This is a genomic window from Burkholderia aenigmatica (assembly GCF_048627025.1).
Taxonomy (GTDB): Bacteria; Pseudomonadota; Gammaproteobacteria; order Burkholderiales; family Burkholderiaceae; genus Burkholderia; species Burkholderia aenigmatica.
In genome coordinates this window covers 1,986,586-2,008,365 of record NZ_CP184468.1, presented here as the reverse complement: position 1 = coordinate 2,008,365, position 21,780 = coordinate 1,986,586, and the positions used below count along the sequence as shown (strand labels likewise).

The following is a 21,780-nucleotide window of genomic DNA, read 5'->3' as shown; positions in this document are numbered from 1 at the left end:
AAGCCCCTGGTACCCCCGGGGGCTTTGTTCGTTCAACGCAGGAGAGAAGCAGCACATCATGAATAGCCAGTCGGGTGCGCCGGTCGCGGGCGCGCCGTCCTCCGTTTCCTCCTCCGGCGCCGATGCGCGCGCCGAGACCTTTGTCCAGATCGTCGACGTCGTCAAGAAATTCGGCGACACCGAAGCCGTGCGCAGCGTCAACCTGACCGTGCGCCAGGGCGAGCTGTTCGCGCTGCTCGGCAGCTCGGGCTGCGGCAAGTCGACGTTGCTGCGGATGCTCGCGGGCCTCGAGACGGTCACGTCGGGCAAGATCCTGATCGACGGCGAGGACCTCGCGCAGATGCCGCCGTACAAGCGGCCCGTGAACATGATGTTCCAGTCGTATGCGCTGTTCCCGCACATGTCGGTCGAGTCGAACGTCGCGTTCGGTCTCAAGCAGGAAGGCACGCCGAAGGCCGAGCTGAAGGAGCGCGTCGCATCGGTGCTCGAACTCGTGCAGATGAGCAAGTACGCGAAGCGCAAGCCGCATCAGCTGTCGGGCGGCCAGCAGCAGCGCGTCGCGCTCGCGCGCTCGCTGGTCAAGCGGCCGAAGCTGCTGCTGCTCGACGAGCCGATGTCCGCGCTCGACAAGCAGATCCGCCAGCGCACGCAGATCGAGCTCGTCAACATCCTGAACAGGGTCGGCGTCACCTGCATCATGGTCACGCACGACCAGGAAGAGGCGATGACGATGGCGAATCGCCTCGCGGTGATGAGCGAAGGGCAGATCGTGCAGATCGGCTCGCCGAACGAAGTGTACGAATATCCGAACAGCCGCTTCTCGGCCGAATTCATCGGCTCGACGAACCTGTTCGAAGGCGTGACCGTCGAAGACGAGCCCGACCACGTGTACATCGAATCGCCGGAGCTGCCGAGCCGGCTGTACGTGAGCCACGGGATCTCGGGCCCGCTCGGGATGCCGGTCACGGTGTCGGTGCGCCCCGAACGGATCGCGCTCACGCGCAAGCCGCCCGAAGGCGCGTTCAACTGGGCGCGCGGCCGGATCAGCAACGTCGCGTACATGGGCGGCTACTCGCTGTATCACGTGAGGCTCGACGCGGGCAAGACGGTGATCGCGAACGTGTCGAGCCTCGCGATTTCCGAGCTCGACACGCCGTCGCTCGGCGACGAGATCTACGTGCGCTGGAGCGCGACGGCCGGCGTGGTGCTGACGTCATGACCACGTTCAAGTCCATGCTCTCGTGGCCGGTGCGGCGCTTCAACCTGACGGGCGCCACGGCGGTCGTCGCGGGGCCGTTCACGTGGCTCGTGCTGTTCTTCCTCGTGCCGTTCGTGCTGGTCGTCAAGATCAGTTTCGCGGAGCTGCAGCTCGGCATCCCGCCGTACACGGAGCTTGCGTCGTACACCGACGGCGTCGTGCACGTCGCGCTGAACCTGTCGCACTACGCGTTCCTGTTCACGGACAGCCTGTATTTCGCGACCTACGTGAACTCGGTGTGGGTGGCCGCGATCACGACGCTGCTGTGTTTGCTGATCGGCTATCCGATGGCGTACTACATCGCGCGCTCGAACCCGGCGACCCGCAACCTGCTGATGATGGGCGTGATGCTGCCGTTCTGGACGTCGTTCCTGATCCGCGTGTACGCGTGGATCGGCATTCTGAAGAACAACGGGCTGCTGAACAACTTCCTGATGTGGATCGGCCTGACCCATACGCCGATCGAGCTGTATCGCACCAACTACGCGGTGTACATCGGGATGGTGTATTCGTACCTGCCGTTCCTCGTGATGCCGCTGTACGCGCACCTGGTGAAGATGGACCTGCGCCTGCTCGAAGCCGCTTACGACCTCGGCGCCAAGCCGTGGAAGGCGTTCGTGCAGATCACGCTGCCGTTGTCGAAGAACGGGATCATCGCGGGCTGCCTGCTCGTGTTCATCCCGGCGGTGGGCGAGTACGTGATTCCGGAGCTGCTCGGCGGCGCGAACACGCTGATGATCGGCCGCGTGATGTGGAATGAGTTCTTCAACAACGCAGACTGGCCGATGGCGTCGGCCGTGACCTGCGCGATGGTGCTGCTGCTGCTCGTGCCGATGGCGATGTTCCAGCACTTCCAGGCGAAGGAGCAGGGAGGCCGCCGATGAAGCCGAATCGTTACCTGCAGTTCGCGGCGCTGTTTGCCGGCTTCGCGTTCCTGTATATCCCGATCGTCAGCCTGATCGTCTATTCGTTCAACGAGTCGAAGCTCGTCACCGTGTGGTCGGGCTTCTCGTTCCGGTGGTACGCGGCGCTCGTCGAGGACGACGAGCTGCTGACGGCCGCGTGGCTGTCGCTGAAGATCGGCGTGCTGACCGCGTTCGCGTCGGTGATCATCGGCACCTGGGCCGGTTTCGTGCTCGCCCGGATGGGGCGCTTTCGTGGCTTCGCGCTGTTCAGCGGGATGATCAACGCGCCGCTCGTGATTCCCGAGGTGATCCAGGGGATCTCGCTGCTGCTGCTGTTCATCGAACTGGCGAAGTGGATCGGCTGGCCGGCCGAGCGTGGCGTGTTCACGATCTGGCTCGGCCACGTGATGCTGTGCATCTCGTACGTGGCCATCATCGTGCAGTCGCGCGTGCGCGAGCTGAACCCGTCGCTGGAGGAAGCCGCGCTCGATCTCGGCGCGACGCCGCTGAAGGTGTTCTTCACGATCACGCTGCCGCTGATTTCGCAAGCGCTGATCGCGGGCTGGCTGCTGTCGTTCACGCTGTCGATCGACGACCTCGTGCTGTCGGCGTTCCTGTCGGGTCCCGGCTCGACGACGCTGCCGCTCGTGGTGTTCTCGCGCGTGCGCCTCGGGTTGAATCCGGAGATGAATGCGCTTGCGACGCTGTTCATCGTCGCGGTGACGGCCGGCGTCGTGATCGCGAACTTCGTGATGCTGCGGCAGGAACGCAAGCGGATGGCAGGATTCGCGACCTGACGTTCAGGTTGTGATCGCGATGGACAACGCCCGGTGCCGACGACGAGTCGGGCCGGGCGTTTTGTTTGACGAGACGGGCTTGCAGATATGCCTCGCAAAAGTGCCGAAGCCGCTCCGGATTGCCGGCGGGCGCCACGGGAGAAAAAATTGAAGATTTCTGATTGGCTCGGCGCAAGTCTGACTGCCGCGATCGCGGCCGGCTTGCTCATCGGCATTTTGTCCGTCAGGGATTTCGGCGGTGTGTCGATCGTTTTTTCCGCGGTTGCTTTCGCGGTCGCATTGCCGGTGGCCATGCTGCTTTCGTATCCGGTCTATTGGGCTGGCACGCGACTTCCGCGGAAGGCAGTCTTGCCGATGCTGGTCATCGTGGGCGGCGTTGCAGGATCGATCGTTCTTGCGGTTTTGACCAATGCTGCATGGCCGGACTTCGGAAGGCACGGAGAAATGGTGTTGCTGTATGCGGCAATCGGAGCGATGTGTGCGGTTTCGGCACTGGGGTATGTCGAGCGATCCAGCATTGCCGGCAGGCTGCGTGAATGGCTCAAATGACGGTTACGCCGCAGCTGTTTTGATGACGACGGCCTATCGTTTCGTTGGCCGGTGGTGCCCGTTGCAGTAAAAAACGCCCGGTGCCGACGACGAGTCGGGCCGGGCGTTTTGTTCGGTGGCGCTGCGCGCTGGTCTGAGCCGGTCAGTACGCGAAGCTCTTGCCAGGCGTTGTCCAGACTGCCGTGGCGGCCGTGCACGGCTGGAGCGTCAACGCGCCGCCGGCGGCAGGCGCCAGGCAGCGGCCTGTCGACTGCGACACGAGTTGCGCCGAACCGGGTGCCGTACCGGCGTTCACCCGCCATTGCTGAGCCGCCGCACCGGCCGCGCACGTGCGCAGCAGCGCGCCGTTGGTTTGCGCGGTGAGGCAGTAGCTGTACTTGGTCTGCAGCGTACCGTCACCCGCAACGACCCACAGTTGCGGATTGAAGTGCGTGCCGCCGGACGTGCGCACCGATGCGAGCGTCGGGCACGCACCGAGCACGGCCGGATGGCCTTCGGCCAGGCCGCCGGACGCGGTCAGGCAGGTACCGTTCGCTTTCACGAGGCCGGCCGCCGATTGCTGCGGGCCGCCGATCAGCGTCGCGGCGCCGTTCGACACGGACGCATTCGCATCGCTGGCCGGGCAGGTCTTGTTGACCGTGACCGACGGCGCCGGCACCGTCACCGCGTTGCCGATCGCGTCGTACGCGCGAATGCTGAACTGCGCGTCCGTGTACGCGATCGACGTGCAACTCGTGCGGCTCGAGTTCCAGTCGAAATATTCGACCCACTGGCTGATCGACGAGACGGGCACCTGCGTCTGCGTCGTGCCGACATAGATGCTGCCGATGTCGAAGCTGTCGCCGGCCGAACCGGGCGTCACGTCGGTGACGTTGCTCTTGAACCAGCCGGGGCCCTGGTTCGCGTCGGGCGTGATGCGGAACCGGTAGGTGTGGCCGGCCTGCCAGTCGTAGCGATAGCGGCACTGCGCGCCCGCGCTGCCGTCGGTCGCCGAGCCGCTGACCGTGCAATAGCTGCCCGCGCCGATGCCGGCGCTCGCGGGCGTGCCGGGCTTCGCGGCGGTCGCGCCCCACAGGCTGAACAGGAATTGCTTGCCGACGCCTTCGCTGGCCGACACCAGCTCGGTCGACTGCAGGCCGGTATAGCCGTGCAGCGAATTGACCTGGTTCGACCAGAACACGTTCGAGTTCGGGCCCGGGTCCGTCTGCGGCGTGATGAACAGGTCGAGCGTGCCGACGCTGCGCACCGTCGACGGAAACCACGTGTTGCTGTAGAGGCCCGGCGTTGCGCCGAGGAAGCCGGAGAGCGTGGGTGCCGTGGCGGCGGACAGCGTCGCGAGCCCCGCGGCCGTGTCGGCCGCGATCGTGAAGCTGCGCGCCCCCGCCGGCGGCAACGCCGCGACGGGCGGCACGTCGAGCGTGAAGCCGAGCGTGCAGGTGCCGCCGGCCGGCACCGTCATGCCCGACAGTGCGGCGCGCGACGCCCCGTCGTCGGTGAGCGTGCCGCCGCAGGTGCTGGTGAGACCGTTCGCGCTGAAGCCGACCGGCATCCCGATGAACAGCCCGGCGGCTGCGGGCGCGGTGCCGGTGTTGGTGAGCTTGAGCGTGGCCTTGTCGGTTCCGCCGACCGATGGCGACAGCGTGGCGAGCGTCAGTGCGGCGGTGTAGGCAGGGGTGGCGAAAGCGGTGAGCGGTGCGAACAGCAGCGTGGCAATCGCCGCGCATCCTCGTGTGCTGATGGCCATTACAGGAATCCTTACTAGTTGTTAGATTCGATACCCGTCGCGATGGCGACGCGACACGAATCTAGCACGGGACTCCCGGCGAATTGTGAAGATTTCGGCATGGCGGGCTCATCGCGATCGTGCGCGGGTTCGTTGCCCGCGCCCGATCGTATGCCGCGTTACGCGCCGAACGCCGCCTTCGCCAGCAGCCCGAGCGCGACGCACACGAGCACGGCCGCGAACCCGGCCTGCACGTGCCGCGCCGCGAGGTGGTGCGACGCGCCGCGGCCGGCGGCCATGCCGAGCGCGGTCGCGACGGTGAACCACAGCGTCACGTCGAGCGGTGCGCGCGTGCCCGATACGAGCGTCGCGAACACGCCGCCGGTGCCGACGAGCGCGATCACCATCAGCGACGTCGCGACGACGCCATGCATCGACACGTTCGTGAACTTGCGCAGCATCGGCACGATCACGAAGCCGCCGCCGACGCCGAGCAGCCCTGTCATCAGGCCCGTCATCGCGCCGGTTGACGCCAGCGCGACGCCGACCGGCCAGGACCACACGAGCCGGCCCGTATCGGGATTCACGCGGCCGACGCACAGCGGCGACGCGTCGGCGTCGACCGGCGCGTGCCGCAGCGCCTGCCGCAACAGGCGGCCGGCGACGACCAGCATCGTCAGTGCGAACAGCGCGAGCAGCAGGCGTTGCGGCAGCACGTGCGCGAGCCGCACGCCGAGCGTGGTCAGCGGCACGCCGGCCACGGCCATCAGCAGCGCCGCGCGATAGCGCACGAGCCCGCGGCGGAAACCTTCGAGCGCGCCGAGCGCGGCGCTGCCGGCCACCGCGACCAGCGCGACGGGCGTGGCCTGCTGCATCGGCCAGCCCATGCCGACGACGAGCGCGGGCACCGCGAGGATGCCGCCGCCGGCGCCGGTCAGGCCGAGCACGGCACCGACGAAACCGCCCAGTACGAGGGAAATCAGCATGACGTCAGCGGGCTCCGGTCAACGTGCGATCGCGGGCTTCGCGAGCCATTCGCGGCCCTTGAGCATCGCCTTCCAGTAGAGCGGCGGCAGCACGCGTTCCTTGAGCAGCCACGCGAGCCGCGACGGGCGCTTGCCGTCGATCAGCCACGCGGGGAAGGTCGGTGCGACCTTGCCGCCGTACAGGAACTCGGCGAGCACGATCTTGCCGCGCTCGACGGTGAGCGGGCACGAGCCGTAGCCGTCATACGCGGCATCGCCGTGCGCGCGGCCGAGCGACGCGAGCAGGTTGTGCGCGACGACGGGCGCCTGCTTGCGGGCGGCCGCGGCCGTTTTCGCATTGGTCGTGTTGGTCGCGTCGCCGAGCGCGTAGATGTCCGGGAACTGCCGGTGCCGCAGCGTCGCCGGATCGACGTCGATCCAGCCGGCCGCGTCGGCGAGCGGGCTCGAACGCACGAAGTCGGGCGCCTTCTGCGGCGGCACGACATGGATCATGTCGAACGAACGCACGACGGTTTCCTTGCCGCCGTCCGGCAGCGCGCGCGCGAACGTCGCGCGGCGTGCGGGCCCGTCGATCGAGACGAGGTTGTGGCCGAACGACAGCGCGATGTCGTAGCTTTTCACGTACTCCATCAGCGCGGGCACGTAGTCGGCGACGCCGAACAGCGCGCCGCCCGCATTCAGGAACTCGACGTTCGCGGCCTCGAGGCGGCCCGCGCGCCGCCAGTGGTCGCACGACAGGTACATCGCCTTCTGCGGCGCACCGGCGCACTTGATCGGCATCGGCGGCTGCGTGAAGAGGGCGTTGCCGCCGCGGAACGCGCGCACGAGCTCCCACGTGTACGGCGCGAGATCGTAGCGGTAGTTCGACGTGACGCCGTTGCGGCCGAGCGTGTCGGCGAGGCCGTCGATCGCGTGCCAGTCGAGCTTGAGCCCCGGGCACACGACGAGCTTGCGATACCCGATGCGGCGGCAGCCGTCGAGCACGACCGTCTGTGCGTCGGGCTCGAAGCCCGCGACGGCGGCCTGGATCCGGTGCACGCCGCGTGGCAGCACGTCGGTCATCCGGCGCGCGGTGGTCTCGGGCCGGAACACGCCCGCGCCGACCATCGTCCAGCCCGGCTGGTAGTAGTGGACGTCGGCCGGATCGATCACCGCGATGTCGAGCGATGCGTCGCGCGCGAGCAGGCTCGACGCGACCGCGATGCCGGCCGCGCCCGCGCCGACGATCACGATGTCGTGCCGCGCGTCGACGGCCGGTGCCGCCTGCCTGCCGCCTTGCACGACCCGCGAGGCGAGCGCGCGCAGGTCGTAGCCGGCCGCAGCAGCCGTCGCGACGATGTCGTTCAGCGGGCGCAGGCCGGCTTGCGACAGCGCCCACAGCGTGGCCGAACGCGTGCCGCTGCGGCAGTACGCGAGCACCGGGCCTTCAAGCGACGCGACGAGCGCGCCGAACTGCGCGGCCTGGTCGTCGGTCACCTTGCCCGTATCGACCGGCAGGTAATGCACGTCGATGCCGAGCGGCGCGGCGGCCGCGCGGATCTCGGTGACGGTCGGCTGGTCGGGGCCTTCGCCGTCGGGGCGGTTGCAGATGATCGCGCGGATGCCGGCCGCGTGAAGCGCGGGCAGGTCGGCCGCCGCGATCTGCGGCGAGACCGACAGCGCGTCGGTCAGCTTGCGGATGGTCATGTCGGGGTTCTCCGGGTGGGGCGCGCGGCTCAGATCGCGTCGAGCGGGATCTTCAGGTAGCGCACGCCGTTGTTTTCGGGCTCGGGCAGGTGGCCGGCGCGCATGTTGACCTGCACGGACGGCAGCATCAGCACCGGCATCGCGAGCGTGGCGTCGCGCGCGGTGCGCATCGCGACGAAATCGTCCTCGGTCACGCCGTCCTTCACGTGCACGTTCGCGTGGCGCTGCTCGGCCACGGTCGTCTCGAATTGCACGTCGCGGCCGCCTGGCTGGTAGTCGTGGCACAGGTACAGGCGCGTGTCGGGCGGCAGGCCGAGCACGCGCGCGATCGAGCGGTACAGCGTGCGCGCGTCGCCGCCCGGGAAGTCACAGCGCGCCGTGCCGTAGTCAGGCATGAACAGCGTGTCGCCGACGAAGGCCGCGCGCTGCGTCGCGTCGTCGACGCAGTACGTCATGCACGCGGGCGTGTGGCCCGGCGTATGCAGCGCGCGGATCGTCAGCGCGCCGAGCGCGAGCGTGTCGCCGTCGTCGAGCAGCCGGTCGAACTGGCGGCCGTCCTGCGCGAAGCCGGGGCCCGCGTTGAACAGCGTGCCGAACACGTGCTGCACGCGGCGCACGTGCGAACCGATCGCGATCCGGCCGCCGACGTGTTCCTTCAGGTACGGCGCAGCCGACAGGTGGTCGGCGTGCACATGGGTTTCCAGCAGCCAGTGCACGTCCGCGCCGAGTTCGGCGACGCGGGCGATCAGACGGTCGGCGCTGGCCGTGTGCGTGCGGCCGGATTTCGGGTCGTAGTCGAGCACGCTGTCGATCAGCGCGCACGCGCGGCTCGCGGTATCGAGCAGCAAATAGCTGACGGTGTGGGTCGCCGGGTCGAAAAAGCCTTCGACCGACAGGGTGGTGGCATCGCTCACGGGGTGTCCTCGATCGGGTTCTGCATCTTTCATCGTGATCGGTAATTCAAGAAGCGTGCCAGCCTGCATCGCAGTGCCGGCGGATCTGCCAGGGACTTGATTTGGTTCGGGTTTTGGGCGCGGCCGCAGCGATGCGCGGGCGTCGGCGGCATCCGTCCGACACTGTGGACTGCCATAACTGGCAGTGTCGTGGCAGAATTGGCAGTCCGCCTGGCAGTTCGTCAGGCAGCCCCTTCACCGAGCGTCCGCATGAATCCGCACGACACCATCCCGATCGTCCCCGCGCCGCGCCACGACGTCATGCCCGACGTGCGCGCGCTCGTTGCGTATCTCGAGCAGGATCCGCAGCCGATGATCGTCGTCGATCCCGACTACCGCATCCTCGCGGCGAACGATGCGTACCGGCGCCAGTTCGGCGTGGCCGGCGTCGAGCACGTGGGCCGGCACTGCTTCGAGGTCTCGCATCACTACGACGTGCCGTGCGACCAGGCCGGCGAGCATTGCCCGATGAAGCAGGCGCTCGAATCGCGCGGGCTGAACCGCGTGCTGCACATCCACCACACGCCGCGCGGCCCCGAGCATGTCGACGTCGAATTGCGGCCGATCTTCGATGCGCACGGCAACGTGATCGCGTACGTCGAGCGGCTGACGACGGTGCGCAGCGCATCCGCGCAGCCGAGTGCGGAAGGGCTCGTCGGCGGTGCCGACGCGTTCAATGCGGCGCTCGGCGCACTGCAGCGCGTGGCGCCCTCGATGCTGCCGGTGCTGCTGCTCGGCGAATCGGGCACCGGCAAGGAGCTGTTCGCCCGTGCGCTGCACGAGGCGAGCGATCGCGCGATGGGGCCGTTCGTCGTCGTCGATTGCTCGGGGATTGCCGAGACGCTGTTCGAGAGCGAACTGTTCGGCTACGAGAAGGGTGCCTTCACGGGGGCGAACCAGCGCAAGCCGGGCCTCGTCGAGACCGCGCAGGGCGGCACGCTGTTTCTCGACGAGATCGGCGACGTGCCGCTGCCGATGCAGGTGAAGCTGCTGCGGCTGATCGAGTCGGGCACGTTCCGCCGTGTCGGCGGCGTCGAGGCGCTGCGCGCGGATTTCCGGCTGGTCGCGGCGACGCACAAGCCGCTGCGCGAGATGATCGACGACGGCCGGTTCCGGCAGGATCTCTACTACCGGATCAATGCGTTTCCGATTCCGCTGCCGGCATTGCGCGACCGGCGCGGGGACGTCGCGCTGCTGGCCGAGTCGATCCTGCGGCGGATCGCGAACGCGCGCGCCAGTGCGGGCGACGCGGGCGCGCGGCCGTTCGCGGCCCGGCCGTTCGTGCTGACCGAGCGCGCGCGCGCGTGTCTCGATGCGTATGCGTGGCCGGGCAACATCCGCGAGCTGCGCAACGTGCTCGAGCGCGCGTGCCTGTTCGCGGACGACGGGACGATCCGCGTCGAGCATCTGCCGGCCGAGCTGGTTGTCCCATCGGCGCTACCGCAGGAGGGGGCGGCTGGTGTGCTGACGGATGCCGAACTCGTGCGGATCGCAAGCGGGTTCGCCGGCACGCGCAAGGCACTGGCCGAACGGACGGGAATGAGCGAGCGGACGCTGTACCGCCGCCTGAAGGCGCTCGGGCTCGGGTCGCGCGGCGGGTGAGCGGGGCGCATCGAACGGGTGGCGGCGCGATGTGCCCATGCGGATAATGGCGCGTTCAATCCGGGGTCGTCTTCATTCATGAAACAGGTCTTTGCCGCGAGCCGCTGGCTCGCCGTTGCCGCCGTCGCGTCGTGGCTCAACCCGGTGCAGGCTGCCGAAACCAAGTGGACCGACGCGGCCGGCGCACATGCCGTCACGTTCGCGACCACCGAACAGGGCGACGACGTGCATCTCCGGGTGGTCGGCACGCTGAACCGGCAGCCCGACTGGTCGGTGCGTGACGACGTGACCGAATGCGGTGAGGACAAGGTGCTCGACGTCGTGCCCGCGTCGGTCGAGATGCCGGACCTGCTCGGCAACGGCCGCAGGCAGTTCCTGTTTGCGTACAAGATCGGCTGCCGCGGTGACGTCAGCCCCGATGCAGTCAAGTACTTCCTGATCGACCAGGGGAAAAAGTACGTGCTGCGCGGCGAGGAAGTGCTGACGCACCGGGGCAAGCGTTTCGACGGCGGCGCGGCGCCCGTGCCGAATGCGGACCTGAAAGCCCAACCCGCGTTCCTGCGCTACATGACGAAGCATTGGCACGGGATCAGCGTGCGTGACTATCAATAGGCACGCGCTCGGCGGTCGCGACGGTGCGTGCGATACGCGCCTGTCGAGGAGGGTCGAACATGCCGCACGATAAGAAATCATGTCAGTGCGACGATTAATTATCGTTTTACGATAATTATCGGTGTACACTCGACGCACGTTCATTCCCCGTCGAGGACTTCGCATGCATTCCGATCGCATTGCCCGTATCAGCCAGTGCATGGCTGCCGTCACGATGTCGTTGATCGTCGGCCTGTTGGTGCTTAACGCAGCGTTCTGGGCCTTTCCGTCGTTGATCCTGACTCGTACTGGGCCCGGGTTTGCATTCGGCTTGTCTGACTCGGTGATCTCCAACCTGAACGTCGACGTCGCTGCGTTCCCGTGGTGGCAGAAGGTCGGCGGCTTTCTGTTGTCGGGCGTACCGCTCGTCGCGCTTGTGCACGGCCTGCGTCACCTGCGTCTGCTGTTCCGCACGTATGCGCACCGCGACTACTTCTCCGCGCAAGCGGCCGGCCATCTAGGCAAGACCGGGCGCGCGATCGGCCTGTGGGTATTGCTGAGCGTACTGTGCGAACCGCTCCTCAGTATGTGGGCGACGATGCTCGAACCGGTCGGCCAGCGCATGGTCAGCATTGGCTTCGGCCTGCCGTACGTCGTCGCGCTGTTCACCGCGGCCTGCATTGCCGTGATCGCACACATCCTCCGGCAGGCGAGTACGCTCGATGCCGAGCATCGCCAGTTCGTCTGAGGCGCGCCATGTCGATCGTGGTCAAGCTCGATGTGATGCTCGCGACGCGCAAGGTCCGCTCGAAGGATCTCGCGGCGGCCGTCGGCATCACCGAACAGAATCTGTCGCTGCTCAAGCAAGGGAAGGTCAAGGGCATCCGTTTCGCGACGCTCGAGGCGATCTGCCGCTATCTCGACTGCCAGCCCGGCGACCTGCTCGCGTTCAGCGATGACGGCGTCGGTGAGCCGGACTGACACGTCGCAACCGCCAGGTGCCGAGGTGGCGGGGCGGCGCCGGTCGCGCGTCGTTGCGCCGGCCGCGCGCCGTGCACGGGTTGCAAAGGGTGAAGCGGGCGGCGCGCGGGCAATCCGCCCGCCGCCCGTACCGTCATGCGCTCAACGCGCTCGACGTGTTCATTGCGCAGGCGCAAGCTGCGCCATCGCGTCCCGCACGAAACCGATCAACGTGTCGTCGATCCACGAATCCTGCGTCAGTGACGGCTCGTTCATCATCGCGTGGCGGAATTTCGCATGCGTGGCCGGATCGGTGCCGGCATAGCTGCAGAACAGCGCGAGCCAGCGCTGCGCGAGCGCGCGGCCTTCCGGTGAATCCGGCCTGGCGCCCGCATCGATCGCATCGCGCACGTCGCCCATCAGTTGCGGCCATGCCATCGCGCTTTCACCGTAGTGGGCCCGCATGAAGCGGATCTCGTCCGGCGCGAGATACTTCTCGAAGATCCGCATCTTCGTTTCCGACGACGCGCGCAGCACATAGTCGCGCAGCGCAGTCGAAATGCCGATCTTCGACTGCATCGCCGGTTCGTGTTCGTGCATCAGGTTCAGCTTCGCCAGCAGCCGCGGGTCGTTGTTCGTGTCGCGCACGAGCAGCGCCATCCAGCGGCCGGCGAGCACACGGGTGCGGTCGTCCTCGGCGGGCACGCCCGCGTCGTGCAGCGCGCGAACTTCATCGACGAGCGCGATCCATTCGGCGTCGCCCGCCTGGCTCTTCTGGTACATCGGCAGGCGCGCGAGTTCTTCCTCGGAAAAATATTTGTCGTACACGGTCATCAACTCCAGTGTGGTGAGCCAATCAGCCAGCTCCGGCTCCGTGCCCGCGGCAAGCTGCGCATGCAGGCTGACGAGCCGCTCGCGCAGCTGCGCGGTCTGCGCAAGCTGACGGTCGAGCAGCGCGATCTGCTTCGCGACGAGCTCGACGAGCGGGGTGTCGGGCTGGTTCAGGTGGTCGCCGATTTCGGTGAGCGACAGGCCGAAGCGACGCAGCGCCTGGATCTGGTGGAGCCGGGCGATGTCGTGGCGGTCGTACAGCCGGTAGCCGTTGTCGGCGCGCGCCGAAGGCGTCAGCAGACCGATCGCGTGATAGTGATGAAGCGTGCGGACGGTCAGCCCGCTGCGTTTCGCCAGTTCTCCCACTTTCAGTCGCATTCGTTCCTCCGTTCGGTACGCACACTGGAGTCTCGAACGTTACGCTACGTGAGGGTCAAGCGGAAGATCGGGAATCGGGTGCGCGGGGGAATTTCGCGCGCACCCGATGGCAGGGCCGGCTTATTGCGGCACAGGCGGGGTGTCGGCGGTGGCGGCGCGTGCTTGCTGGCCGGTTGCGTTGTCGGCCGCCTTGTCGGCCTTGCCGGACGGGCCGGACTTGTCGGCCTGGTCGACCGGCGGCGTGCCCATCGCCTGGTAAAGCCGTGCGGTATCCGCGAACCGCGCGCCGGTCGCACGGATCTCGTCGAGCCGCGCGTTGCGATACTGCAGCTCGCTGGCACGCGCGGCCGATGGCGGCAGCGCGCCGAGCCGCACGCGGGCCGCCGCGTCGTCGTACGCGCCGCGCGCGGACAGCGCGGCGCGGGACGACGCGTCGAGCGCCTCCGCATCGTGTTCGAGCGCCGCGAGTGCATCGGCGACGTTCTGGAACGCGCCGAGCACGGCCTGCTTGTACTGGTCGACCGCGGCCTCGTAGGTCGCCTTCGCCGCGCGGCGCTGCGCGAGCAGGGCACCGCCGTGGAAGATCGGCTGGCTCAGCGATGCGCCGATGTTCCAGATCGAACCGGCGCCCGACAGCATCGTCGGCCAGCTGAAGCCGCCTTTGCCCATCGCAGCCGACAGCGACAGCTGCGGGAACATCTGCGCGGTCGCGAGGCCCACTTCGGCCGCGGCCGCCTTCAGCCCCGCGTCGGCCGCCTGGATGTCCGGGCGGCTTTGCAGCAGGTCCGACGGCACGACGACGGGCACCTGTTCGGGCAAGTGCAGATCGGCGAGCGTGAGGTCGGCCGGCGGCCGGTCGGGCGTGCGGCCGACCAGCACCGCGAGCGCATGGCGTGCCGAGTCGCGTTGCTGGCGCAGCGCGGGCAGGCTCGCCGCGAACGTGTCGGCGCTTTGCCGCGCGTTCAGTGCGTCGCTGCGCGAGGCGGAACCGAGCGCGTAGCGGCGTTCGGCATCGTGCGCCTGGTCATTGGCGAGCGCGACGAGCCGCTCGGTCGTGTTGATCTGCGCATTCAGCACCGACACCGTGATCGACGCGGTGACGATGTTCGCGGCCAGCGCGCGCCGCGCGGATTCGAGCTGGAACGCGCTGACGTCGACGCGTCGTGCCAGCGCGCGGTTCGCGAAACGCGACACGCCGAACAGGTCGATCGTGTAGCTCGCCTGCAGCTGCCCGACGAACGTGTCGTACAGCAGTGTCGGCGCGCCGAGCGCGGGAATCGGCACGCCGAGTGCGCGCTGGCGCGTGGCCTGGCCGCCCGCTTCGATCGACGGCAGCATCGAGCTGCCGATCTGCCCGCGCAGCTGTTCGCGCGCGGCATCGAGCGAGTGCGATGCTGCGCTCAAGGTCGGGCTGTTGCGCAGCCCTTCATCGACGAGCGCATTCAGCGCATCGGAGCGGTACTGTTTCCACCAGTCGGGCACCGGCTGCGCGCCGACCTCGAACTGCTGCGCGACGCCTTGCGCGGACACCGTCTGCTGGACTTGCGGCGTGGTGCCGTAGTGCGCGGGAGACGGCATCGCGGGCGGCTCGCCGCTCGGCGCGAACCAGGAACAGCCCGCGAGCGGGCCGGCGAGGCTCGCCACGGCGAGTGCCCGCACGGCTTGGGTTTTCAGGTTCATCGATCGATCCATGGTCAGGCTCCCGACGGCGCGGCAGGCGTGCCGCCAGGCGGCGGGCCGTCCTGCGGGTCGCGTTCGTCGTGCTTCACGCGGAACCACGTCGCATACAGCGCGGGCAGGTAGAACAGCGTCAGCACGGTCGCGCTCGTGATGCCGCCCATCAGCGCGGTCGCCATCGGCCCGAAGAAGTTCGAACGCAGCAGCGGGATCAGCGCGAGCACGGCGGCCGCGGCCGTCAGCGTGATCGGGCGGAAGCGCCGTACGGTCGCGCCGATGATCGCGTCGATACGCCGGTGGCCGACCGCGATGTCCTGCTCGATCTGGTCGACGAGGATCACCGAGTTGCGCATGATGATCCCGAACATCGCGATCACGCCGAGCATCGCGACGAAGCCGAACGGCTGGCCGAACAGCAGCAGCGTGGCGACCACGCCGATCAGCCCGAGCGGCGCGGTCAGCACGACCATCAGCACGCGCGAGAAGCTCTGCAGCTGGATCATCAGCAGCGTGAACACGGCGATCGCCATCAGCGGCATCTGCGCATTGATCGACTTCTGCGCCTTCGCGCTTTCCTCGACCGAGCCGCCGATGTTGATCTGATAGCCGACCGGCAGCTGCGCGCGCAACGCGTTCAGCTTGGCGTCGACCGCGTGCGTGACGTCGATGCCCTGCGCGCCGGCCCGCACGTCCGACTGCACGGTGATGGTCGGCTGGCGGTCGCGCTCCCATACGACGCCGTATTCGAGCGTCGGCTTGAAGCGGCCGAGCGAGCCGAGCGGCACCGGGCCGTTCGGGGTCGGCAGCGCGAGGCCCGCCAGCTTCGCGGGGTCGACACGGTCGGCCCGCGGCGCGCGCAGGTCGACCGCGATCAGCTTGTCGCGCTCGCGGTACTGCGTGACGGTCGTGCCGGACAGCGTCATCGCGAGGAAGCTCGATACATCCTGCGACGTGACGTTCAGCTCGCGTGCCTTCTTCTGGTCGATCTCGAAGCGCACCGAGCGCTCGGCCGGCTCGTCCCAGTCGAACTGCACGTTGACCGTGCGCGCGTCGCCGCGCATCGTCGCCGCGACTTTCTCGGCGATCGAGCGAACCGTCGCGATGCTGTCGCCGCTGACGCGGAACTGCACCGGGTAGCCGACCGGCGGGCCGTTCTCGAGCCGCGACAGCCGCCAGCGCACGGCCGGGAACTGCTCGCGCAACGTGGTTTCGAGCCAGGTCGCGAGCTTCTCGCGGTCCTTCACCGATTTCGCGGTGATCACGAACTGCGCGAAGTTCGGCAACTGAAGCTGCTGGTCGAGCGGCAGGTAGAAGCGCGGCGCGCCGCTGCCGACGAAGTTCACCGAATGATCGATCTCGGGACGCTTGTCGATCACTTTCTCGAGGCGTTCGGTCTCGCGCAGCGTCGCCGCGAACGACCCGCCTTCGGGCAGCCGCAGGTCGACGAGCAGCTCGGGGCGGTCGGAACTCGGGAAGAACTGCTGCGGCACCAGCGAGAAGCCCATCAGCGCGACGACGAAGAGCGCGCCGGTGATCAGCAGCACGACGAAGCGCCGCTCGATGCACCAGTCGATCCAGCCGCGCAGCCGCCGGTAGAAACGCGTGTCGTAGATGTCGTGCTCGTGGTCTTCCGGCAGGTGCGCCTCGTGCGCGTGCCGCTTGCGCTCGGGCAGCAGGTGGAAGCCGAGCAGCGGGATCAGCACGACCGCCGCGAACCACGACGCGATCAGCGCGATCGCCGACACCTCGAAGATCGAGCGCGTGTATTCGCCGGTGCTCGATTTCGCGAGCGCGATCGGCAGGAAGCCCGACACGGTGACGAGCGTGCCGGTCAGCATCGGGAACGCGGTGCTCGTGTAGGCGAACGCGGCGGCGCGTGCGCGCGTGTAGCCCTGTTCGAGCTTCACGGCCATCATCTCGACGGCGATGATCGCGTCGTCGACGAGCAGCCCGAGCGCGAGCACGAGCGTGCCGAGCGACACCTTGTGCAGGCCGATGTCGAACAGGTACATGAAGAGGGCGGTGACCGCGAGCACGACCGGAATCGAGATCACGACCACCATCCCGGTGCGCAGGCCGAGCGACACGAGGCTCACGACCAGCACGATCGCGACGGCTTCGGCGACGGCCTCGAGGAAGTCGTCGACCGAATGCTCGACCGCATGCGGCATGCTCGACACCAGCGTCAGCTTGAGACCGGCGGGCAGTTGCGCCTGCAGGTCCTTCGATTCCGCGTCGAGTGCCTTGCCGAGCCGAATCACGTCGCCGCCCGGCTGCATCGTGACGCCGATGCCGAGCACAGCCTTGCCGCCAGCACGCATCTGCGTGACGACAGGATCGTCGTAGCCGCGCTTCACCGTCGCGAGATCGCCGAGCCGGAAGGTGCGGCCGTTGATGCGGATCAGCGTGTCGGCGATCGCGTCGACGTTGTCGAACTGGCCGCTCGGCCGCACGAACACGCGATCGTCGGCGGTCGTCAGCGTGCCCGCCGACGAGATGTCGTTCTGTGCGTTGATCGCCTGCCCGAGCTGCTGCGGCGAGATGCCGAGGCGCGTGAGCTGCGCGTTGTTGACCTCGATGAAGATCCGCTGGTCGGGGTCGCCGAAATAGTCGACCTTGCCGACGCCCGGCACGCGCAGCAGCACGGTGCGCAGCTGGTCCGCGTAGTCGTGGAGCTGCGCGGGCGTGAAGCCGTCGCCTTCGAGCGTCCAGATGTTGGTGTAGACGTCGCCGAATTCGTCGTTGAAGAACGGGCCCTGCACGCCGGGCGGCAGCGTATAGCCGATGTCGCCGACTTTCTTGCGGATCTGGTACCAGGTCTCGGGCACGTCCTTCACGGGCGCCGAATCCTTCATCGTGAAGAAGATCAGCGATTCGCCGGGGCGCGAATAGCTGCGCAGGAAGTCGATGGCCGGCGTTTCCTGCAGCTTGCGGCCGATCCGGTCGGTCACCTGTTCCTGCACCTGCCGCGCGGTCGCGCCGGGCCAGAACGTGCGGATCACCATCACGCGGAACGTGAACGGCGGGTCTTCGGACTGCGCGAGGCGGGTGTACGCGAGGATGCCCGCGAGCGTCGCGAGCGCGATCAGGTAGACGACCAGCGCCTGGTGGCGCAGCGCCCACGCCGACAGGTTGAAGCGGCCTTCTTCGTAGGAAACGCTCACGATGCGAAGTCCTCCGGATGCAGCGGCGCGATCGCGCGGACCTTCTCGCCCGCGCTGACCGTGTGCACGCCCTGCAGCACGACGCGTTCGCCGGGCTGCAACCCGTGCGACACCGTCACCGTGCGCTCGTTGAAGCGCGCGACGTCGACGCGGCGCAGTTCGAGCGTGTCGTCCTTCGCGCGCACGACCCACACGGCCGGTTGCGGGCCGTCGTGGAACAGCGCGGTCGCGGGCAGCGTGATCGACGGCGCGTCGCCGGCGGCCGGTGCGCCGTCGAACGCGACGCTGGCCGTCATCCCGAGGCGGATTGCCGGATCGGGCGCGGCGAGCGTGAGCTTCACGCGATAGGTGCGGCTCTGCGGATCGGCGGCGGGTGCCACTTCGCGCACCTTCGCGGCGAACTGGCGGCCCGGCAGCGACGGCAGAGTGACGGTGGCCGTGTGGCCGGGCGTGAGCGACGCGAGCGCCGCTTCAGGCACGTCGCTGACGACGTCGACGTCGCCCGACCACGCGAGCTGGTAGACGGCCTGGCCGGCCGACACGTTCTGGCCGGTGTCGGCCTGTTCGGCGGTGATGTAGCCGGCGTGATCGGCGACGAGCGTCGCGTAGCGGAGCTGGTTCTTCGCGAGCGCGAGCTGCTGCTGCGCCTGGTCGCGCTGCGCGAGCGCCGACGTGTAGCTGTTTTCCGTCTGCTCGAGCTGGGCGGTCGCGATCAGGTTTTCACGTGCCTGCGCGCGATCGCGGTCGAGCTGCTGCTTCGCGAACGCGAGGCTGTGCGTCGCGGCATCGAGTTGCGCCTGCGCGCTCGCGGCGTTCTTCTCGACGTCGGACGGATCGAGCAGCGCGACGACCTGGCCGACCTTGACCGTATCGCCGAGGCGCACCTTGCGCTCGATGATCTTGCCGGCGATGCGGAACGACAGCGGGGTGGCGTAGCGCGGCTGGATTTCGCCGGGGAGCGTGCGGGCGACCGCGGCGTCGTCGGCATGGGCGGGCAGCGCGACGACCGGGCGCGGGGCGGGCGGCGCGGACTCTTTCGGATGACAGGCGGACAGGACGAGCGCGGCGCCGATCAGCAGCGCGGCGCGGGAACCGGAGCGATTCACGAAACCCCCAGATGAGGTGAGAGCGAGAGCGGAACGAAGCCGGCAAGCGCGACGGGCGCTTGCCCCGAGCGGCGCCGGCACGGGCGCGCGGACAAGATCTTTCGGAAACTGTGGCGAATTCTAATACACACCTGTATCCGAATGCAAAGATGAATCCGAAAGGTAAATAGTGCTAGACTGCGCGCCATGAAACCACAGCGCTTAACTCGCGAGCAGAGCAGGGACCAGACGCGCGAACGTCTGCTGATTGCCGCGCACCGTATTTTTCTGAAGAAAGGCTATGTGGCCGCGAGCGTCGAGGACATCGCGGCAGCGGCCGGCTATACGCGCGGCGCGTTCTACTCGAATTTCAGCAGCAAGTCCGACCTGTTGCTGGAGTTGCTGGAGCGCGACCACGCGGAAGTGCAGGCCGACTTCCAGGCGATCTTCGACGGGGGCGGATCGCGCGAGCAGATGGAGTCGATGGCGCTCGCGTATTACCGGACGCTGTTTCAGGACGACGAATATTCGCTGCTGTGGGGTGAGGCGAAGCTGCAGGCGGCGCGCGACGCGAAGTTCCGCGTGCGCTTCAACCAGTTCCTGCACGGCAAGCGCCTGCAGATGGCCGAGTTCATCAAGCGTTTCGCCGAGCGCGCGGGCACGCCGCTGCTGTTGCCGGCGGAGACGCTGGCATTCGGGCTGATGTGCCTGTGTGACGGCGTGCAGTCGTACTACACGGCCGATCCGCAGCACGTGTCGGCCGAGGTGGCCGAATCGGTGCTCGCGGGGTTCTTCGCGCGCGTGGTGCTCGGGCGCGCGCCGGACTGAGCCAGCCCCGGCCTCGAGCCGTGCTCGCGCTGCCGGGGGCGAATCGCCCGGTCAGCGCTCGCCGGTCATCCGCCGGTACGCATCGAGCAGCGACGTCTTGTAGACGACCCCCGCGAGCGTCGGCTCGGCTTCGCTTTCGATTACCGGCAGGCGTTCGCCCTGGAACGCCATGAAGCGTTCGAGCGCGGTGGCGAGCGGCATGTCGGGCGTGAGCAGCGGAAACGGCGTGTGTGCGTAATGCGCGGCCGTCTTGTCGGTCGTGTCGCGCTTGTCGAGCAGGTCGGACGTGATGTCCTTCAGTGCGACCGCACCGCGAAAACGCCCGGTGTCGTCGGTCACGTACAGATACTTCACCGGATATTCGAGAAACACGCGCGTCATGTCGGCGACGCTCGCCGTGAGCGGCACGACCGTCTGCGCGGGCTGGATCAGCTCGCGCATCTGCGTGGTGCGGATCCGGCTGCGTTCCTCGGCATCCTGGTGGTGATGCAGCGTGATCTCGTACATCGACGTCGTACCGGTCGCGCGCGCGACGAAGTACGCGAATACGCAGGACGCCAGCAGCGGCAGCACGACCTGGTAGCTGAGCGTCATCTCGAAGATCATCAGGATCGCCATCAGCGGCGCCTGCGTGGCGCCCGTCAGGAACGCGCCCATCCCGACGATCGCGTACGCGAAGTACGCCGACGTATGGCCGGGCCACACGGCTTGCATCGCGAGCCCGAACAGCGAGCCGAACACCGCGCCGACGAACAGCGTCGGCGTGAACACCCCGCCGATCGCGCCGGAGCCGACGGTGGCGGAGGTCGCGATCACCTTGAACACGAGCACCGCGACGAGTGCCTGCCAGGTCCACGGCGAATGGAGGATGTGGTTCACCACGCTGTAGCCGTTGCCCCACACGTCCGGCACCCATACCGAGATCACGCCGACGACGAGGCCGCCGAGCGCGAGCCGCACGGGCAGCGGCACGGGCAGCCGCTTGAACTGGTTCTTCGAGGCATCGAGCAGGTGCAGGAACTGCGGCGCGAGCACGCCGCACAGCGCGCCGAGCACGACGAACAGCAGCACTTCGGGGCCGGTGACGGCCGGAAACACCGGCATCTCGTACGGCGGCCGGTAGCCGCCGAATTCGCGCATCACGATGTTCGCGACGACCGACGCGACGATCATCGGCCCGAGACTTTCCATGGCGATGCCGCCGAGCACGATCTCCGATACGAAGAAGGCGCCGGCGATCGGCGCGTTGTACGCGGACGTAATGCCGGCCGCCGCCCCGCACGCGACCAGCAGGCGCAGGCGCGGCGGGTCGAAGTGCGCGAAGCGGCCGACGAGCGACGCGGCAAGCGCCGCGAGCTGCACCATCGGGCCTTCGCGGCCGATCGAGCCGCCGCTGCCGATCGTCAGCAGCGACGAGACGCTGCGCCACAGACTCTGGCGGACCGGCACGACGCCGTTGCCGAGCGCGACCGATTCCATGTAGTCGGTCTTGCCGGCTTTCTTGTCGCCGCGGGTCGCGAGCAGCAGCACGCAGCCGGCAAGGAAGCCGCCGGCCGCCGGCATCCAGAACCGCACGTACCACGGCAGGCGCTTGGCCATCTGCACGAAGCTGCCGCTTTGCCCTGAGATCAGGTGCTGCATCAGGTCGATGCCTTCGCGGAACGCCATCGTGGCAAAGGCGCCGCCGACGCCGACGATGGCTGACCAGATCAGCATCGTATGGGCGTCCGACAGGCGGAACAGCGTTTGGGCGCGAGTGCGCAGCTTCAGCAGGAACGAGAGCACGGCTGAACGAGGGCGATGGAAA

General features: G+C 68.1%; 18 protein-coding genes. 9 read left to right on the top strand and 9 right to left on the bottom strand.

Annotation, left to right across the window (positions count from 1 at the left end; genetic code table 11):
- Positions 1 to 58 precede the first annotated feature (58 nt).
- The 4 genes from ACN8ZM_RS09390 to ACN8ZM_RS09375 all read left to right on the top strand — a co-directional run bounded on the left by ACN8ZM_RS09390 (position 59) and on the right by ACN8ZM_RS09375 (position 3,509).
- Positions 59 to 1,219: an ABC transporter ATP-binding protein gene (locus ACN8ZM_RS09390; RefSeq protein ID WP_043183031.1), complete on the top strand. Its 1,161-nt coding sequence runs from the start codon at positions 59 to 61 to the stop codon at positions 1,217 to 1,219.
- The gene (locus ACN8ZM_RS09385; RefSeq protein WP_043183030.1) at positions 1,216 to 2,142 is read left to right on the top strand and encodes an ABC transporter permease subunit; all 927 of its coding nucleotides are present in this window, start codon (positions 1,216 to 1,218) and stop codon (positions 2,140 to 2,142) included. The genes ACN8ZM_RS09390 and ACN8ZM_RS09385 overlap by 4 nt, the downstream gene beginning before the upstream one ends.
- Positions 2,139 to 2,960: an ABC transporter permease subunit gene (locus tag ACN8ZM_RS09380; protein WP_043183029.1), complete on the top strand. Its 822-nt coding sequence runs from the start codon at positions 2,139 to 2,141 to the stop codon at positions 2,958 to 2,960. Before ACN8ZM_RS09385 ends, ACN8ZM_RS09380 begins: the two co-directional genes overlap by 4 nt.
- Before the next feature lie 147 nt (positions 2,961 to 3,107).
- Positions 3,108 to 3,509: a hypothetical protein gene (locus tag ACN8ZM_RS09375; RefSeq protein ID WP_043183028.1), complete on the top strand. Its 402-nt coding sequence runs from the start codon at positions 3,108 to 3,110 to the stop codon at positions 3,507 to 3,509.
- Positions 3,510 to 3,651: 142 nt separating this feature from the next.
- Here ACN8ZM_RS09375 and ACN8ZM_RS09370 read toward each other — a convergent pair whose 3' ends face one another.
- The 4 genes from ACN8ZM_RS09370 to ACN8ZM_RS09355 form a co-directional block, all read right to left on the bottom strand.
- A complete protein-coding gene (locus tag ACN8ZM_RS09370; RefSeq protein ID WP_420209858.1) occupies positions 3,652 to 5,253 on the bottom strand; it encodes a ricin-type beta-trefoil lectin domain protein in 1,602 nt (533 codons plus the stop codon).
- A gap of 158 nt (positions 5,254 to 5,411) precedes the next feature.
- Positions 5,412 to 6,218: a sulfite exporter TauE/SafE family protein gene (locus tag ACN8ZM_RS09365; protein ID WP_043183024.1), complete on the bottom strand. Its 807-nt coding sequence runs from the start codon at positions 6,216 to 6,218 to the stop codon at positions 5,412 to 5,414.
- Between the two features lie 18 nt (positions 6,219 to 6,236).
- The gene (locus ACN8ZM_RS09360; protein WP_089450573.1) at positions 6,237 to 7,904 is read right to left on the bottom strand and encodes a bifunctional protein tyrosine phosphatase family protein/NAD(P)/FAD-dependent oxidoreductase; all 1,668 of its coding nucleotides are present in this window, start codon (positions 7,902 to 7,904) and stop codon (positions 6,237 to 6,239) included.
- A 29-nt stretch (positions 7,905 to 7,933) separates the two neighbouring features.
- Positions 7,934 to 8,851 carry an MBL fold metallo-hydrolase gene (locus ACN8ZM_RS09355; protein ID WP_089450572.1) on the bottom strand — a complete coding sequence of 306 codons (918 nt, stop codon included), beginning with the start codon at positions 8,849 to 8,851 and terminating at the stop codon, positions 7,934 to 7,936.
- Positions 8,852 to 9,067: 216 nt separating this feature from the next.
- Between ACN8ZM_RS09355 and ACN8ZM_RS09350 the strand changes: the two genes are divergently transcribed.
- From ACN8ZM_RS09350 to ACN8ZM_RS09335, 4 genes are all read left to right on the top strand, one after another.
- The gene (locus tag ACN8ZM_RS09350) at positions 9,068 to 10,459 is read left to right on the top strand and encodes a sigma-54 interaction domain-containing protein (protein ID WP_420209857.1); all 1,392 of its coding nucleotides are present in this window, start codon (positions 9,068 to 9,070) and stop codon (positions 10,457 to 10,459) included.
- Positions 10,460 to 10,537: 78 nt separating this feature from the next.
- Entirely contained in the window at positions 10,538 to 11,071 is a 534-nt protein-coding gene (locus tag ACN8ZM_RS09345; protein WP_420209856.1) for a M949_RS01915 family surface polysaccharide biosynthesis protein, read from the top strand.
- 163 nt (positions 11,072 to 11,234) lie between these two features.
- Positions 11,235 to 11,798, top strand: a complete 564-nt coding sequence (locus ACN8ZM_RS09340) for a DUF2975 domain-containing protein (protein ID WP_420209855.1) — start codon at positions 11,235 to 11,237, stop codon at positions 11,796 to 11,798.
- An 8-nt stretch (positions 11,799 to 11,806) separates the two neighbouring features.
- Positions 11,807 to 12,031, top strand: a complete 225-nt coding sequence (locus tag ACN8ZM_RS09335; RefSeq protein ID WP_027787308.1) for a helix-turn-helix domain-containing protein — start codon at positions 11,807 to 11,809, stop codon at positions 12,029 to 12,031.
- A gap of 159 nt (positions 12,032 to 12,190) precedes the next feature.
- On the opposite strand, the gene ACN8ZM_RS09330 is transcribed toward ACN8ZM_RS09335, so the two are convergent.
- From ACN8ZM_RS09330 to ACN8ZM_RS09315, 4 genes are all read right to left on the bottom strand, one after another.
- Complete coding sequence (locus ACN8ZM_RS09330) at positions 12,191 to 13,219, bottom strand: MerR family transcriptional regulator (RefSeq protein ID WP_043183013.1); 1,029 nt, start codon at positions 13,217 to 13,219, stop codon at positions 12,191 to 12,193.
- Between the two features lie 120 nt (positions 13,220 to 13,339).
- On the bottom strand, positions 13,340 to 14,911 hold the full coding sequence (locus ACN8ZM_RS09325) for an efflux transporter outer membrane subunit (RefSeq protein WP_420209854.1): 1,572 nt from the start codon (positions 14,909 to 14,911) through the stop codon (positions 13,340 to 13,342).
- Positions 14,912 to 14,913: 2 nt separating this feature from the next.
- Complete coding sequence (locus ACN8ZM_RS09320; protein WP_089450566.1) at positions 14,914 to 18,060, bottom strand: efflux RND transporter permease subunit; 3,147 nt, start codon at positions 18,058 to 18,060, stop codon at positions 14,914 to 14,916.
- Complete coding sequence (locus ACN8ZM_RS09315; RefSeq protein WP_089450565.1) at positions 18,057 to 19,166, bottom strand: efflux RND transporter periplasmic adaptor subunit; 1,110 nt, start codon at positions 19,164 to 19,166, stop codon at positions 18,057 to 18,059. The genes ACN8ZM_RS09320 and ACN8ZM_RS09315 overlap by 4 nt, the downstream gene beginning before the upstream one ends.
- A 186-nt stretch (positions 19,167 to 19,352) precedes the next feature.
- Here ACN8ZM_RS09315 and ACN8ZM_RS09310 point away from each other — a divergent pair, with 186 nt between their 5' ends.
- Positions 19,353 to 19,973: a TetR/AcrR family transcriptional regulator gene (locus tag ACN8ZM_RS09310; protein ID WP_043183009.1), complete on the top strand. Its 621-nt coding sequence runs from the start codon at positions 19,353 to 19,355 to the stop codon at positions 19,971 to 19,973.
- A 51-nt stretch (positions 19,974 to 20,024) separates the two neighbouring features.
- Here ACN8ZM_RS09310 and ACN8ZM_RS09305 read toward each other — a convergent pair whose 3' ends face one another.
- Positions 20,025 to 21,758, bottom strand: a complete 1,734-nt coding sequence (locus tag ACN8ZM_RS09305; protein ID WP_043183008.1) for a ClcB-like voltage-gated chloride channel protein — start codon at positions 21,756 to 21,758, stop codon at positions 20,025 to 20,027.
- Positions 21,759 to 21,780: the final 22 nt, after the last annotated feature.